The 14,630-nt window shown below is 45.9% G+C and carries 13 protein-coding genes; 9 read left to right on the top strand and 4 right to left on the bottom strand.

Annotated features, from left to right (window positions below; all coding sequences use genetic code 11):
* The first annotated feature begins 6 nt into the window (after window positions 1-6).
* Window positions 7-2,409: a single-stranded-DNA-specific exonuclease RecJ gene (gene recJ / locus MKY19_RS23855; protein WP_339798131.1), complete on the top strand. Its 2,403-nt coding sequence runs from the start codon at window positions 7-9 to the stop codon at window positions 2,407-2,409.
* Window positions 2,410-2,505: 96 nt separating this feature from the next.
* Window positions 2,506-3,024, top strand: coding sequence for an adenine phosphoribosyltransferase (locus tag MKY19_RS23850; protein ID WP_042191103.1), 519 nt, complete (start codon window positions 2,506-2,508; stop codon window positions 3,022-3,024).
* Window positions 3,025-3,231: 207 nt separating this feature from the next.
* On the opposite strand, the gene uraA is transcribed toward MKY19_RS23850, so the two are convergent.
* Window positions 3,232-4,545, bottom strand: a complete 1,314-nt coding sequence (uraA, locus tag MKY19_RS23845) for a uracil permease (protein WP_339798127.1) — start codon at window positions 4,543-4,545, stop codon at window positions 3,232-3,234.
* A 306-nt stretch (window positions 4,546-4,851) separates the two neighbouring features.
* Between uraA and MKY19_RS23840 the strand changes: the two genes are divergently transcribed.
* Window positions 4,852-7,032, top strand: a complete 2,181-nt coding sequence (locus MKY19_RS23840) for a bifunctional (p)ppGpp synthetase/guanosine-3',5'-bis(diphosphate) 3'-pyrophosphohydrolase (RefSeq protein WP_149647662.1) — start codon at window positions 4,852-4,854, stop codon at window positions 7,030-7,032.
* Window positions 7,033-7,053: 21 nt separating this feature from the next.
* Window positions 7,054-7,497 carry a D-aminoacyl-tRNA deacylase gene (gene dtd / locus MKY19_RS23835; protein WP_076284841.1) on the top strand — a complete coding sequence of 148 codons (444 nt, stop codon included), beginning with the start codon at window positions 7,054-7,056 and terminating at the stop codon, window positions 7,495-7,497.
* Window positions 7,498-7,660: 163 nt separating this feature from the next.
* On the opposite strand, the gene MKY19_RS23830 is transcribed toward dtd, so the two are convergent.
* The 3 genes from MKY19_RS23830 to MKY19_RS23820 all read right to left on the bottom strand — a co-directional run bounded on the left by MKY19_RS23830 (window position 7,661) and on the right by MKY19_RS23820 (window position 11,071).
* Window positions 7,661-8,782 carry a hypothetical protein gene (locus MKY19_RS23830; protein ID WP_339266679.1) on the bottom strand — a complete coding sequence of 374 codons (1,122 nt, stop codon included), beginning with the start codon at window positions 8,780-8,782 and terminating at the stop codon, window positions 7,661-7,663.
* 130 nt (window positions 8,783-8,912) lie between these two features.
* Window positions 8,913-10,376, bottom strand: a complete 1,464-nt coding sequence (locus tag MKY19_RS23825) for a HAMP domain-containing sensor histidine kinase (RefSeq protein WP_339798124.1) — start codon at window positions 10,374-10,376, stop codon at window positions 8,913-8,915.
* Between the two features lie 2 nt (window positions 10,377-10,378).
* Window positions 10,379-11,071 (bottom strand): response regulator transcription factor, encoded by a 693-nt coding sequence (locus MKY19_RS23820; RefSeq protein ID WP_339798121.1) that lies wholly within the window; start codon window positions 11,069-11,071, stop codon window positions 10,379-10,381.
* A gap of 237 nt (window positions 11,072-11,308) precedes the next feature.
* On the opposite strand from MKY19_RS23820, the gene MKY19_RS23815 reads away from it, so the two are divergent.
* The 5 genes from MKY19_RS23815 to hisS all read left to right on the top strand — a co-directional run bounded on the left by MKY19_RS23815 (window position 11,309) and on the right by hisS (window position 14,559).
* Window positions 11,309-11,464 (top strand): hypothetical protein, encoded by a 156-nt coding sequence (locus MKY19_RS23815; RefSeq protein ID WP_156113176.1) that lies wholly within the window; start codon window positions 11,309-11,311, stop codon window positions 11,462-11,464.
* A 148-nt stretch (window positions 11,465-11,612) separates the two neighbouring features.
* Window positions 11,613-12,122 (top strand): type 1 glutamine amidotransferase domain-containing protein, encoded by a 510-nt coding sequence (locus MKY19_RS23810; protein WP_339798118.1) that lies wholly within the window; start codon window positions 11,613-11,615, stop codon window positions 12,120-12,122.
* Window positions 12,123-12,166: 44 nt separating this feature from the next.
* Window positions 12,167-12,616 carry a hypothetical protein gene (locus tag MKY19_RS23805; protein ID WP_339798115.1) on the top strand — a complete coding sequence of 150 codons (450 nt, stop codon included), beginning with the start codon at window positions 12,167-12,169 and terminating at the stop codon, window positions 12,614-12,616.
* Window positions 12,617-12,967: 351 nt separating this feature from the next.
* Window positions 12,968-13,108: a hypothetical protein gene (locus tag MKY19_RS23800; protein ID WP_339266673.1), complete on the top strand. Its 141-nt coding sequence runs from the start codon at window positions 12,968-12,970 to the stop codon at window positions 13,106-13,108.
* Window positions 13,109-13,305: 197 nt separating this feature from the next.
* Entirely contained in the window at window positions 13,306-14,559 is a 1,254-nt protein-coding gene (gene hisS / locus MKY19_RS23795) for a histidine--tRNA ligase (RefSeq protein ID WP_042191091.1), read from the top strand.
* The last annotated feature ends 71 nt before the right edge of the window (window positions 14,560-14,630 follow it).

The following is a 14,630-nucleotide window of genomic DNA, read 5'->3' as shown; positions in this document are numbered from 1 at the left end:
GCGCTATTGCTTTATTCAAAAACAAGATGGCAATCTCCGGCAGCCGATCCCGACGTCGTAAGGGATATGGCCCGGAGCCTTTCTATTTCTCCGCTCTTATCCTCACTATTAGTGACTAGAGGAATTGATACGCCACATGAGGCTCTATCGTTCATGGATGGCGGTGTGGAAGCTCCGCATGATCCGTTCCTTCTAAAAGGAATGGCCGAAGCGGTTCCCAGAATTAGAAAGGCTTTAAAAGAAGAAGAACATATTCTGATTTACGGTGATTACGACGCCGATGGTGTGTCCAGTACAGCATTAATGATTCATTTGCTGCGTTACTTAGGCGCTTCCTTTGATATTTATATCCCGCACCGTTCTAATGAGGGCTATGGGCTGCATAATCATGCTTTGGATTGGGCTTTACAGCAGGGTGTATCCTTGATCATTACTGTAGATACTGGCATTAGCGCCTATCATCAGATTGCTTACGCTAATGAACTCGGGATTGATGTGATTGTTACGGATCACCATGAGCCACCAGAGCTTCTCCCAGAGGCTTATACGTTGATTAATCCGAAGCTGCCCGACTGCCCCTACCCGTTCAAAGGATTGGCAGGTGTAAGTGTAGCTTATAAGCTCGCCCAGGCTATGCTAGGGGAGGAAACTCCCGAAGAATGGGCAGAGATAGCTGCTATCGGTACTGTAGCGGATTTAATGCCGCTGCTGGGTGAGAATCGTGAGATTGTTCGAAACGGCTTGGTGAGTATGCAAAAATCTCGATTCCCAGGTATTCGTGCCTTACTCGATGTTAGCGGCGTAACCATGAGTACTGTGAGCGCGGTTAATATCGCTTTTGGAATGGCGCCTCGTATCAATGCGAGTGGTCGTCTGGATCATGCTGGACGGGCAGTGGCGTTGCTTACAACCGAGCATACTGATGAGGCAGAGCAACTGGCTGGGGAGCTTGATCTGCTTAATAAAGAACGCCAATTGGTCGTAGAAAGAATTGTAGTGGAGGCCACTGCAAAACTGGAGCAGATGACTCAGGGTGGAGAGATACCAGACATCATAGTCCTTGCTGAACAAGGTTGGAATGTGGGTGTGGTAGGCATAGTGGCTTCCAAACTGCTGGAGCGTTACTATCGACCTGTAATTATTCTGGATATTCATCCGGAGACCGGCATGTGCAAAGGTTCTGCCCGCTCTATTCCTGGACTTGATATATATGCGGCCTTATCCTCTTGTTCTAACTTAATGGATCATTTCGGTGGTCATCCAGCAGCTGCGGGAATGAGTCTGCATCGGGACGGCTTAGAAGCCTTCGCTGCGGCATTAAATGAATACGCTGCTACTGTGTTAACACCGGAGCATTTCGTTCCTGTTACTTCTGCTGATGCAGAAGTGTCGATTTCCGATTTGTCCCTACAGACCGCGCTTGAATTGGAAAGGCTTGCACCTTTCGGGATGTCGAATCCATTGCCAAAGTTCATCATTCGCGGGGCTACAGTGAAAGAGACACGCACCATGGGGCAAGACGGAAAACACTTGAAGATCGTCTTGCAACAGGGTAAGAGTACGATCGAAGCCTTGGCTTTTGGTAAAGGGGATTTGGCTAAGCTGCTCCCTGTGGGCACCCCGATCAATGTGCTGGCTGAACTGTCGATCAACGAATGGAATGGCTCGAGGAAACCACAGCTGATGCTACAGGATTTATCAGTTCAGGATGCTCAATTATTTGATCTTCGTGGTGCTGCTGACGCTGTACGGCAGGCTGCACATATTAGAGAGCTGCTGCTTCCCTATAGTGGTGCTGGCCCATATCGTGCTGCAGCAGTGTTTCAGAGTGGACGTATGTCTTCACAGACTGAATTGATAGGAATGTCCTTCTGGGTATATGATAAAGAAGCTGGCATTAGCGCCGCTATTAAGGATGATTCGATTCAGGAGTCAGGGCATGTCTCACTGTTATGTCTACTGGATATGCCGGAGACTCCTGAACAACTAGACGCATTACTGAAGGCTTTTCCTAATGCTGATAATATTGCGTTATTGCATTCTATAAAGGATGGCCGAGAACGACTTATCATTCCGACACGGGATCATTTTAAAATACTCTATAAACTGCTGGCTTCGATCACTGCTGTTGCAACGCCAGAACATGAAGTGCTGCTGCGGCTAAGTCGACAATCCTCATTAAGTATTCGAATGCTTAGTAATATGCTAGATGTGTTCGAGGAGCTGGATTTTATCGAAAGAAGTCACGGAAGTGTGACCTTTATTACGCAGCCTACAGCTAAAAGCCTTACAGCATCAAGACATTTTGTCAGACTGGGGAAGATGGCGGAAATGGAGCAGTACTTCATGGAAGGTAGCTTGTCTGAACTACAGGATTGGATGTTATCACGCCGTTTAGGCGTATCATAAAGACTAAACAAAACAAAGCAGACGCTTACGAAGCAAGTTTTGTCGAAACGGACTCAAAGTAGCATATGCTAACAAAACTTTTAGGAGATGAAAAATTTGGATTTTAAAGATAGTATTCGCGTGATTCCTGATTTCCCAAAAGAAGGTATTAGTTTTAAAGATATCACCACCTTGTTAAAAGACGGTGATGCATATCGCCAGGCAATTGATGCCTTGAAAGCTCTTGTATCCCACTTAGAAATCGATGTGATCGCTGGACCGGAAGCACGTGGTTTTGTAGTTGGTGCACCTCTTGCTTATGCATTGGGCGTAGGTTTTGTGCCGATTCGTAAGAGTGGTAAACTGCCGTATGAGACTATCGAGGTTGGATATGATCTTGAATATGGTAAAGACACACTTGCTGTTCACACGGATGCCATTAAGCCTGGACAAAATGTATTGATTGCTGATGATTTGTTAGCAACAGGAGGTACTATAGCTACTTCGGTTAACCTTGTGGAGCAGCTTGGTGGTAAAGTGGTAGGCGCAGCGTTTTTGATTGAATTGGTTGAGCTTGCTGGACGTAATAAGCTTTCTGGAATTGAAGTTATTACATTAGTTGATTACGAAGATTAATACGATAAACTTGTCTTTTCCCGGGAAATAAATTAGGATTTATGTATCGAATAATGTGGAAAAGTGCAAACAACAGCAATTCTCTGTTACTACTAGCGGAGGGTTGCTGTTTTTCGATTTTTTGGTCAAAAGAGATACGAAAAAAGACTGTCCAATCCATAAAATGGATCTGGAGCAGTCTTTTTGAATTATTAATACATAAATAAATTAGTGAGCAGCTTTATCGCTTTCTACACCTTCATTAGACAGTCCAAGAACTTCAATGAGTTTGAAGAATAGGGCTAGAACGATACCAACAATCGTAGCTAGAGCCATACCACTGAGTTTTACGCTACCCATAGTAAGGGTTGTACCACTAATTCCGACAACAAGCACCAACGTAGCCATAATCATGTTAGTGGCTTTGGAAAAATCAACTTTTTGCTCTACGAAGATTCGCAGACCGGATGCGGCAATTACACCGAACAATAGTAGTGATACGCCGCCCATTACAGGTGTTGGGATATTAGCGATAACGGAGGAAAAAGTACCGGAGAACGATAGCAGAATTGCAATCACTGCTGCGCCACCGATCACATATACAGAATAAACTTTAGTTAATGCCATAACCCCGATATTCTCACCGTAGGTTGTATTTGGAGTAGAACCGATAAAACCGGATATAATTGTAGATATCCCGTTACCCATCAGGGAGCGGTCAAGTCCAGGGTCTTTAGCCAGATCTCTGCCAACAATATTGCTGGTTACAAGTAAGTGTCCAATATGTTCAACGATTACTACTAGCGATACTGGGATGATAGTCAGGATTACATTCCAATCGAAGGATGGAGTAACAATAGTAGGGTGCGCTAAAAAATTCGCATTAGATATTGCAGCCGTATCCACCATTTTCATAATATAAGCTAAACCATAACCAGTTACGATACCGATGAGGATGTGAATGATTTTTGGGAAACCGCGGAAGAGTACAGCTCCAATTACGGTTACGCCCAGTGTCACCATAGAAAGTGTGATTGCTTTGCCATCTGGAGTCCAGTCTGCAACTGCAACACCTTCAGGGGCAATAAGTCCTGCCATTCGCGCGGCAACAGGCACAAGTTCAAGTCCGATCGTTGCTACGATAGCTCCCATTACTGCTGGAGGGAAGACAACATCGATCCATTTTGTTCCTGCATAACGGATGATCAAAGCAACGAGCACAAAGATAACACCTGTGATGATGAAAGCGCCCAAAGCAAGCGAGTACCCTTTCATATGATCATCTTTATGATCAGCAAGCACTGATAATACGGGTGCGATAAATGCAAAGCTGGAGCCAAGGTAGGCAGGTATTTTACCACGGCAAATCCAAATGTATAGCAGTGTGCCGATACCGTTCATCAGCAAAATCATGCCAGGGTCAACCCCGAACAAGTTAGGTACTAGCACTGTACTGCCAAACATGGCGAACAAATGCTGTAGGCTTAACAGAAAACCGGGGCCCCATGGAAGTTTTTCATTAACTTGAATTTCGCGTTGCAATGGAGTTCACTCCTCTTTCTTAATGGATATGATGTTGTCCAGCGAAAATCCGCCTTTACTAGATTAAATAGAACTGGACATTTTTACAACAACATTTTCACAAGTGTTATTAATTTGTCCGATTTTCATAACTTTTACTTCTTGAATACCATGAGATGGCAAGTGTTGACGTAATCCCTCGTAAGCGTCATAATTATAGACAACTTTGAACAAGAGCGTAAGTTGCTTGCGAAATGATTGGAACCTGCAGATTTCAGAATGATTGCGGGTTCATTTTATTATAGAAAGGAAACGGATACGACGAGAATGGGCATAGAGCGATTAATTGATAAGGCTGGCGCCTATATAAAAGATAAAGATCTTCTCCGCATCCGGGAAGCTTATGAATTTGCCGATCAGGCTCATCACGGGCAGATCCGCAAGTCGGGGGAGCCATACATTCTGCATCCGCTGGCGGTGGCAGATATTGTCGTCAATATGCAAATGGATGTTATATCTATTGTTGCGGCGCTTTTGCATGATGTTGTGGAAGATACGACGGTCTCATTGGAACAAATCCGCGCGAAATTTGGCGATACCTGCGCGATGCTTGTCGATGGCTTAACTAAGCTGGAACGCATCCGTTTTCGCTCAAAGGAAGAGCAGCAGAACGAGAATTACCGTAAGATGTTTATTGCGATGGCGCAGGATATCCGGGTCATCGTTATCAAACTAGCGGATCGCCTGCATAATATGCGTACGTTAAAGTATCAATCTGAAGAGAGCCAGCGACGTATTTCTTACGAAACGCTGGAGATTTTCTGTCCTGTGGCTGATCGTTTGGGGATTTCCGCGATTAAGTGGGAGATGGAGGATATTGCGCTTCGTTACTTGAATCCGCAGCAGTATTATCGCATTGCTAATCTAGTGCATAAGAAGCGGGCTGAACGTGAGCAATTTATCGACAGCGTAATTGGCCGTATTCGTGCCAAGCTGGATGAAATGGGCATTGAAGGTGATCTTTCAGGTCGTCCGAAGCATATCTACAGTGTCTATAACAAAATGAGTACGAAAAACAAACAGTTTAATGAGATCTATGACCTGCTGGCCATCCGTATCATTGTGGATAATATCAAGGATTGTTATGCAACCCTCGGAATTATTCATACCCTTTGGAAGCCAATGCCAGGTCGATTTAAAGATTATATAGCTATGCCCAAAGCCAATATGTATCAATCTTTGCATACTACAGTGGTAGGTCCTGGCGGAGAGCCAACCGAAGTGCAAATTCGCACTTGGGAAATGCATCGCACGGCTGAATTCGGGATAGCAGCACACTGGGCATACAAAGAAGGAACCAGCAATAATGTGAATCCTGAGAATCGGATGCCTTTTTTTCGCGAAATATTGGAGCTTCAGCATGAGGCCAAGGATGCCGAAGAGTTCGTAAAATCACTCAAAATGGACTTTTTCTCGGATCTTGTGTTCGTGTTTACGCCTAAAGGCGAGGTTATTGAGCTTCCTGCGGGTTCTGTACCACTTGATTTCGCATTCCGTATTCATACGGAAGTGGGTAATCGTACGATTGGTTCTAAGGTGAACGGGCGGATCGTACCATTGGATCACAAGTTGAAGACGGGCGATATTGTAGAGATACTGACATCGAAGCATTCGTACGGACCAAGCCGCGACTGGCTCAAGATTGCTCAATCCTCACATGCGCGAAGCAAAATTAAGCAATGGTTCAAAAAAGAGAAACGTGAGGAAAATGTCGAAAAAGGTCGCGAAGCGATTGAACGTGAGCTGAAGCGTCTGAATGTCGAAGTTTCTGAGTGGATTTCTGATGATAAGCTTTTAGAAGCAGCGAAGAAATTTGCTTTTAACGATGTTGAGGATATGCTGTCTGCCGTTGGATTTGGTGGGATTACCGCTTCGCAGATTGCTTCCCGTCTGACGGAAAAGCTGCGCAAAGAGCAGGAAGAAGCTGCTAATCATTTAGAGCTTACTTCAGAGATGAAGGAGATCAAGTCTTCCGGCGAAAAACGTAATCAACCGACCAATGGTGTTAGTGTAAAGGGAATTGAAAATTTACTTGTCCGTTTTGCACGATGTTGTAATCCGGTACCGGGTGACGACATTGTAGGGTATGTTACACGGGGCCGGGGTGTATCTGTACATCGCCAGGATTGTCCTAACATTCCGGGTGAAGGTGACGGAGAAGAAGCAGCAAGGGTGATTGAAGTGGAATGGGAAGGTACGATGGAAGCAAACTACAGTGTGGATATTGAGATTACAGGTCATGATCGTAATGGACTGCTCAATGAAGTGCTGCAGGCAGTTTCCGAGAGTAAAACGAACATTTCTGCAGTCACTGGGCGCTCTGACAAGAATAAAATGGCAATGATTCATATGACCATTCTCATTCGTAACACGGAACATCTGCAATCCGTTGTAGATAAAGTGAAACGAGTCAAGGATGTATATACAGTGAATCGGATCATGCAATAGGGCAAGGAGCGGAGTAGTACGATGAGAGTTGTAGTACAGCGTTGTAAGGACGCCAAAGTAACCGTGGATAAGGCAGTGACCGGAGAAATTGGCAAAGGCTTAATGCTGCTAGTTGGCGTTACGCATGAGGATACAGAAAAGGATGCCAAATATTTGGCGGATAAAATAGCAGGACTACGTATTTTTGAAGATGATGCTGGTAAAATGAACTACAGTGTCACAGAGACTGAGGGAGCAATTCTTTCAGTATCCCAGTTTACTTTATACGGGGATTGTCGTAAGGGGAGACGGCCGAATTTCATGGGAGCAGCAGCTCCCGCGGAGGCCGAGCGACTTTATGATTACTTTAACCAAGAGCTTAGAGCTGGCGGCCTTCAAGTGGAGACGGGGGTATTTGGAGCGATGATGGATGTGTCACTGACCAATTGGGGCCCGGTTACTCTCATTTTAGATAGCCGCAGTTAATGAAAAAAATGTCGAAGATTGCTTCCTATTTATCAAGACCTTAATCAAAAATTTCAAATTCAAAAAGCGTTCAACATATTAGTCGTGACTAATATGTTGGACGCTTTTTTGTTATTGTAATATTCGGTCTCCGTTGGTGTAATGAACATATTAATCTTGTTAATCACTTCAACACTAGCCGATAAGTCGTGAGTTTGGGCTTATTATCCACAAATGTGCTCGTCGAGACCATTAGTTGCTTGCCGGAAGGGCTCCAGGCGACGGTTGCGACATCCTGGAAATCGCCGAGTTGCTCGATCTTACCGGTCTTCGCATTCGCAACGTAGACACCGTTCATGCCGTCCCTGTCCTTGTTATACACGGCGAACGCCAAGTACGAGCTATCTGGGGACCAATCGAAAGCGTACATCTGAGTCGTCACGGCGAGCTTAGTCCGCTTCGAGGTGTCGTTCGAGTTCATGAGGAACAGCGTGCGTTCCGTATCCCCCGTACTCTTCAGCATGGCTAACTGATTGCCGTCAGGGGACAGCGACATTCTCCAGACGGATTTGTCCACGATCGTCTCTTTCTTCGTCTCCAGATTGTAGGCCGACAGTGTGTTATCGGGATTAGGGTTGACGTAGAAGAGCGTATTCCCGGTCTTCGCTGCATAATCGAACATGACGTTTTTATCTTTGCTAAGCAATACCTCGTCTTTACTAACTGTCCCAACCTGCAGAATAGCACCTTTACCGTTGCCGACGATCAGATGGCTGGAGTCTGTCCACTGGCCCCATTCTTGTCCGCCCTTATCCTTATCCGTGATTATTCGGCTAGTTCCGGTTGGCACATGCACAAGGACACCGCGGCCACCGTCCATCATGAACGAGGTGTTTTCATGGAAAAAGACATATTGGCCGTCCGGCGAGACAATCGGACTCTCATGCACGCGGTCTTCGCTCGGTTTCAGCGCCTTGACCTGCTTCGTTTTCAAATTGTAAATGTACAGCTGGGCAGGCTTCATTGGACCAGAGTCGGAATCAATCTTCTTCGCGTCCGGATTCGTCTGGGCAATTAACAATTCGTTCTCATTCAGCCAATCTTGCGCATACAGGCCGTCAAGTCGCTCGAGTTGATCCATGGTGATTGGTTTATCGGTTTGCGAATCAGGCTTCTCTGGCTTGTTCTTGTCGATGACGGTAACTGGTGGGCTATTAGTTGCTCCACCGCCGTTACTCTGTGTTGTGCTGCTGCAGCCTGCGATCCCAACCGCTAGTAATACGATCCCAACTTGTTTCATCTTCATGAATGATGTATCTCCTTCTAAGCTGTGTTATAAATCTGATAAGAGTGTACCAACAGGATGTCTCCACAGTATTTCGAATTGTTTCCAAGTTGTAAACGGATCGAGACTTGGAGAAGAGAGGAGTTGGGACTTATACAGAATCATGATTATAGAGGGAAAACTGTACTTCAAACACGCTCCCAGTGGAGTCTGACCGCTTTAATTGTATGATTCCTCTTTGCTTCTCCACCCATTGCTGAACGAGAGCAAGTCCCAAGCCGCTTCCTTTCGTTTCTTTTGAACGCGCCTTGTTCGCGGTGTAGAAGGGTTCAAAGATTCGCTCCTGGGATTCGAAAGGAATGCCAATTCCCGTATCAATAATTTCTATCTTTGCGTGATTCTGTTCGGTATACAATCGAATATTGATGCTTCCACCGGGGAGGTTGTATTTGATCGCGTTGTCCAGTAAATTAACGAAGATGTGTATTAAACTCTCGCGTTCCGCCCATATGGTGGCAGGTACTGTGTGAAGCTGAATGGTTAGTCCGAATTTGTCAGCCTTGCCTTTCATAAGAGAGACGAGCTCGTCCAGCACGATATCAAGTGACACGGCTTCAGCCTGATATTCGAATTCGTACTTCTCCAGTGAGGCAAGGCGCAGCGCGTTTTCCACTAGCTTGTGCAGTCTAGACGATTCCTTGCGAATGCTTTCCATCGCTTGCTGAAACAGTAAAGGATCATCTGGGTACAGTTCCAGTAGATCGGCATATGCAGTGATAGAAGTGAGAGGTGTCTTAAGTTCATGACTAATATTGTTAATGAATTGCTTCTGTTGCTGCTCCAATACTTGTAGCTTGTCTACGACAAGCGATAGCTTCACTTTCTCCGTTTCTAACTTCTTCATACTCGATTCGATCTCACGGCTCATGCTATAAATGCCCTCGCTTAATTCGCCAAGTTCATCCTTACGGACTAGTGGTGCATGATCAATATACGCTCCTGCTTCGATGTTGTTCGCTGTCTGCTTGAGCAGAGTTATAGCTTTGGATTGTCGGTAGACATAGAGGAAGCCGAGCAGGAAGCTGGCGAGCAGAACGGTTGACCCGGATAGGATGAACATTGTTCTTGTCTGCCGGTAAAAGGCGTGCAGCTCGCCCACGGGTCTCTGGAATTCGGCTACAGCGATCAGTTGTTCCTCGAACATGATGGGTGTGAAATAATATAGCACGTCCTGGACGTCCGAATAAGCAACCTTGCCCTGAAGTGCATACTGCAGCGCATCCGGCATAGTGGGGGAAGGAACGAGAGGCAGCGAATTCCCGATCTCGACACCGGTCTCATCGTACAGTCGGACGTGCAGTCCGTTGGATTGCCCCAATCGATTGGAAAGATCCATGCCACGATACTTCATAAATGCCTTCAAGCTGACCTGTTCCCCGGACAAGTAGCTCATCTTCACCGTCAATTCGGCGCGGTTCGCCATCTCCGCCATTTCACGCTCCAGTCCAGTACGTTGGTTGTGACGGATACTGCGTAGTACTAGCACACTAAGCACGCTCACCGTGAACAACAGCAGGCCGGCGAGCAGCAGAGAGAACTTCCATCGTAAGCTCACCCTCATAAGGACTCCCGGGTGGCCTTGTAACCTACTCCGTATACGGTCTGGAGTAGACGTTGACCTTCGTCGCCCAGCTTACTGCGGATTCGCTGTATATGAATGTCGACAGTGCGCGTGCCCCCGTCATAGTCGAGCCCCCAGACAAGATCTAGTAGTTCCTCGCGTGTGTATACCCGTTCCGAATGGAGGACGAGCAGGTGTAGCAGCTCGAATTCTTTGGGCGTCAGCCCCACCTTCTCACCGGCCACCTGTACGTCACGATGTGACGGGTTCACTGTCACCGCACCAATCATAATTGGACTGTCGGAGGGAGCGTGTTCCGCACTTTTCTCGACTCGACGGTGCAGCGCTCTAACTCGGGCGACGAGCTCCCGAATATCGAACGGCTTGGTCATATAATCATCTGCACCCAGCTCTAGGCCTAGTACTTTGTCTACAATGTCGTTCTTGACCGTGAGCAATAGGATGCCAATCCCTCTCCGGTTCTCCAGTCGACGGCACACATCATAACCAGACAGCCCTGGCATCATAACGTCCAGTACGAACACTTGCGGCTGGAACGATTCGACGAGCCTAAGCGCGGCTTCGCCGTCAGCGGCTGTTTCGACCTGAAAGCCTTCCCGCCGCAGTGCATAGGCGATCGCTTTCACGATAGAGCATTCATCGTCTGCGACAAGCACTCTTTTATCCATGCTGTTAATCCTTTCCACCTCGCTATTGTTGTATTGATACGCCTATTCTACATATTGCGCTCAGCAAAAGCGAACCAATTGGGGGTTTGAAAGCAAACACCAGCTCAAACGGAAATTCCGAAATTCCAGTCAGCCTCCTTCTTCTGATGGCTACAAGTATCTTGCGCGGATAGAGCCTCTTGGAGCTGGATAAACTAAAGGTAGACAGTTATCTCGCACGATGCAAGGAGCTTAGTAATGAGACATTCACAGAAGGCATGGGTATGGAGAAGTATCCCGGCACTAGCGACAGGGAGTCCTGTAGAAGCCTATGCATTAGCCAAAAAGACGGAAGATGATATTGAATCTCAAGTGATCAAAGGAAGAAGCCGTAATCTCTTACCGCGTACCTGAAATGGGTGGTGGAGGCGGCTTTTTGATGCGGTTAACCGGGGATATTTTCTGATTAGAGGTTAGAAATCATTGTGAGAAGGGTAATAGACGACAAGAAAGATAAATAAGTACCTATTCATTTGCACAAGCAGAGAGGAGAACTTATCACATGAGTAATGTTGCATTTTTACTAGCTAATGATTTTGAAGATTCTGAGATGAAGGTCCCTTACGATGAAGTTATAAAGGCAGGACATCAAGCTGACATTATTGGTTTAAAGAAGGGTGAGACCTTACTAGGCAAAAAGAAGGAAGTCTCCTACGCAACCGATAAAGCTATAGCTGACGTTCAAGCAGGTAGTTATGACGCGATAGTAATTCCTGGAGGTTCTTCCCCAGAAAATTTACGGCAAAATGCAGATATTTTGAAGTTTGTGAAAGAAGCAAACGAAGCTGGTAAGCCTATCGCTTCTATTTGCCACGGACCCCAAATTCTGATCAGTGCAGACTTGCTTAAAGGACGTACCATCACCTGTTATCCTCCGTTGAAAGATGATGCTGTGAACGCTGGTGCGGAGTTTAAAGATGAAGAAGTGGTAGTTGATCGTAATTACATTACTTCGCGTACCCCGAAAGATGAGCCTGCCTTCGTTCGTGAAATATTGAAGGTTCTGCAATAGCAATTAATAACACAGAGTCTTATAATCTAAAGGAGGTAATGGTAATGACCAGAAAAATCCAAGCATATTTTAAAACGGAAAATGAAGCAGAAGGTGCTAAAATAGCATTGATTAGTTACAAGGTAGATGGCTTGGAGGTATGGCCACTCACGGACCCTATTGGGGAAGATCGTAGAATTCTGTTTCCGATAGCTCCGTTTAGTAATACGACGTTAGCCGCAGGTACAGTGGGGACGCTTGGAACGGGTAGCACTCCGGCAGCTGGAGCTATGTTGGCCCCTGGTGTTGCCGCCTCCGAAACGCGTGATGAGCCTGAGACCCATTATAGCGTGGATGAAGACCAGGTTAGTGCGGATGTAGCAGATGGAGAGCTCGAAGATGGGGATTTAAGTAAACTTCGTTATGTGATGGACCTAAGTGTTGCAGAAGAGAATTATAATGAGGTTGTGGAAACCCTTCGGGGCAAAGGAGCATTTGTAGAGCAATTCGATTAACAACAATCTATTAAAATAAACCGCTTTCATGAATGTAATATAATCGTAATATTACATACATGTTTCCTTAATATAGCGTGTTTATAATAAAGGCATGACCCCCTTTTTAATAATATATGATGATGGACCTGCAGCATTTGGCTGCAGGTCATTTTTTTTGTAACGGTTGAAGTTAAAGGTCAAAAGTTGAAAGTTGTCGAATTTTTTATTCATCTTCGCATTTCCTGCCTTGACTTTAGCGCAGTAGTTCAGTAGAATTTAAAAATATACGATTTTATCATATGGTTTTGATGACGGGAACAAGTAATTCGAGGACCCACAACTCCAGAGAGGAATCCCCTGTAGATTCAGATGATATCCAGTACAATGGATGATCTATCGTTTCTGCTTGGCTGCAAGGATTCTGTTGATGAGCGAATGAATGACCTCCCCGAGAACGTACGGCGAAAGTGGGCAATGTATATTGCCGCTATCAGTAGCCGTTATGCGTAGGCGGGCGTTAACCGCTTTGAGCGGATTCAGAATGGTTCTGATCCGGAATGTGGGTGGTACCACGGGTGTATTATTGGTTATGATAATCCCTCGTCCCTGTTTTTTATAAACAGGGCGGGGGATTTTTTGTTTTGTTTAGCATGATGAAGTGATGAAGAGAGCAGATTTAGAGGGGTATTTTTTAGGAGGGATAGACTGTGGCTAAAGAAAGATTCGAGAAACCTACAGGAACGCAGGATGTGCTTCCGGGAGCTGTGGAGAAATGGCAGTATATTGAGGGGAAGGCTAGAGATTTATGCCGTCGTTTCAATTACCGTGAAATCCGTACACCGATGTTCGAGTATACGGGGTTATTCGAGCGTGGAGTAGGCGAAACAACGGATATTGTAGAAGGCGAGATGTACACGTTCAAGGATAAAGGCGATCGTGATCTGGCGCTGCGTCCAGAAGGAACGGCTGGTGTCGTTAGAGCTTATGTTCAGAACAAGCTTTACGGTGAACCTGATGTAAGTAAGCTGTATTATATCGGACCTATGTTCCGCTATGAGCGTCCACAGGCAGGTAGATATCGTCAATTCCATCAGTTTGGTATTGAGGCTTTTGGAGCTGTGGATCCGGCTATTGATGCGGAAGTAGTCTCCTTAGGCTATCAATTCTATAAGGATCTTGGCCTTAAGGATGTAAGAGTGGAAATCAATTCTGTCGGTAACGCACCTAGCCGTGCAGCTTATCGGGAGAAATTATTGGGTTTCTTAAGACCAATGAAGGATACCCTTTGCAGTGACTGTCAGCGTCGTATTGAGCGTAATCCGCTTCGCGTGCTGGATTGTAAGGTAGATCAAGATAAATTTACAGATGCGCCTTCCATTTTGGATAGTCTGGACGAAGAGTGCACGACTCATTTTGAAAAGGTGAAGATGCACCTTGATATCATGGGTGTGGAATTCACCATTAACCCTCGACTTGTAAGAGGACTGGATTATTACACGCATACAGCGTTTGAATATAAAGCAGCAGGTATTGGTTCGATTGATACCGTGGGCGGCGGAGGCCGTTACAACGGTTTGGTTGAAGAAATTGGTGGACCGGATCAACCGGGTATTGGTTTTGGGATTGGACTTGAACGAATTCTCCTCATTTTGGAGGATCAGAAGGTAGAGCTGGAGACGGCGAAGCCACTGGATGTGTACTTCGTAGCTCTCGGTGAGGAAGCTGATATCGAAATCTCTAAGCAGCTATATATTCTGCGCAGCCAAGGGTTCTCAGCAGAACGTGACTACCTAGGCCGAAAAATGAAGGCACAGATGAAATCCGCAGACCGTATGTCGGCACGTTATACTGCGATTCTTGGCGAAGATGAGCTGAAGAATGGTGTAATTACCGTGAAGTCGATGAATACAGGGGAGCAACGCACCGTGAAGCTGGATGAGCTGGGTCAGGCACTGGTTTAGACCATCTGACTAACGTCTTATGGTGACTGTATAGAGAAAGATTAAAAATGTATTTTTAACCATGAAGGGGA

The sequence above is a fragment of the Paenibacillus sp. FSL R5-0744 genome (assembly GCF_037972555.1).
GTDB lineage: Bacteria > Bacillota > Bacilli > Paenibacillales > Paenibacillaceae > Paenibacillus_AQ.
Note: the sequence above shows the minus strand (reverse complement) of the source record. Positions and strands in the feature narration are given on the sequence as shown.

Excerpts from the sequence above, each read along its gene's own strand:
- MKY19_RS23800 (WP_339266673.1), top strand. The coding sequence starts at position 12,968 with ATGATATCCAGTACAATGGATGATCTATCGTTTCTGCTTGGCTGCAAG.
- dtd (WP_076284841.1), top strand. The coding sequence starts at position 7,054 with ATGAGAGTTGTAGTACAGCGTTGTAAGGACGCCAAAGTAACCGTGGAT.
- MKY19_RS23830 (WP_339266679.1), bottom strand. The coding sequence starts at position 8,782 with ATGAAGATGAAACAAGTTGGGATCGTATTACTAGCGGTTGGGATCGCA.
- MKY19_RS23815 (WP_156113176.1), top strand. The coding sequence starts at position 11,309 with ATGAGACATTCACAGAAGGCATGGGTATGGAGAAGTATCCCGGCACTA.
- MKY19_RS23810 (WP_339798118.1), top strand. The coding sequence starts at position 11,613 with ATGAGTAATGTTGCATTTTTACTAGCTAATGATTTTGAAGATTCTGAG.
- MKY19_RS23820 (WP_339798121.1), bottom strand. The coding sequence starts at position 11,071 with ATGGATAAAAGAGTGCTTGTCGCAGACGATGAATGCTCTATCGTGAAA.
- MKY19_RS23805 (WP_339798115.1), top strand. The coding sequence starts at position 12,167 with ATGACCAGAAAAATCCAAGCATATTTTAAAACGGAAAATGAAGCAGAA.
- MKY19_RS23840 (WP_149647662.1), top strand. The coding sequence starts at position 4,852 with ATGGGCATAGAGCGATTAATTGATAAGGCTGGCGCCTATATAAAAGAT.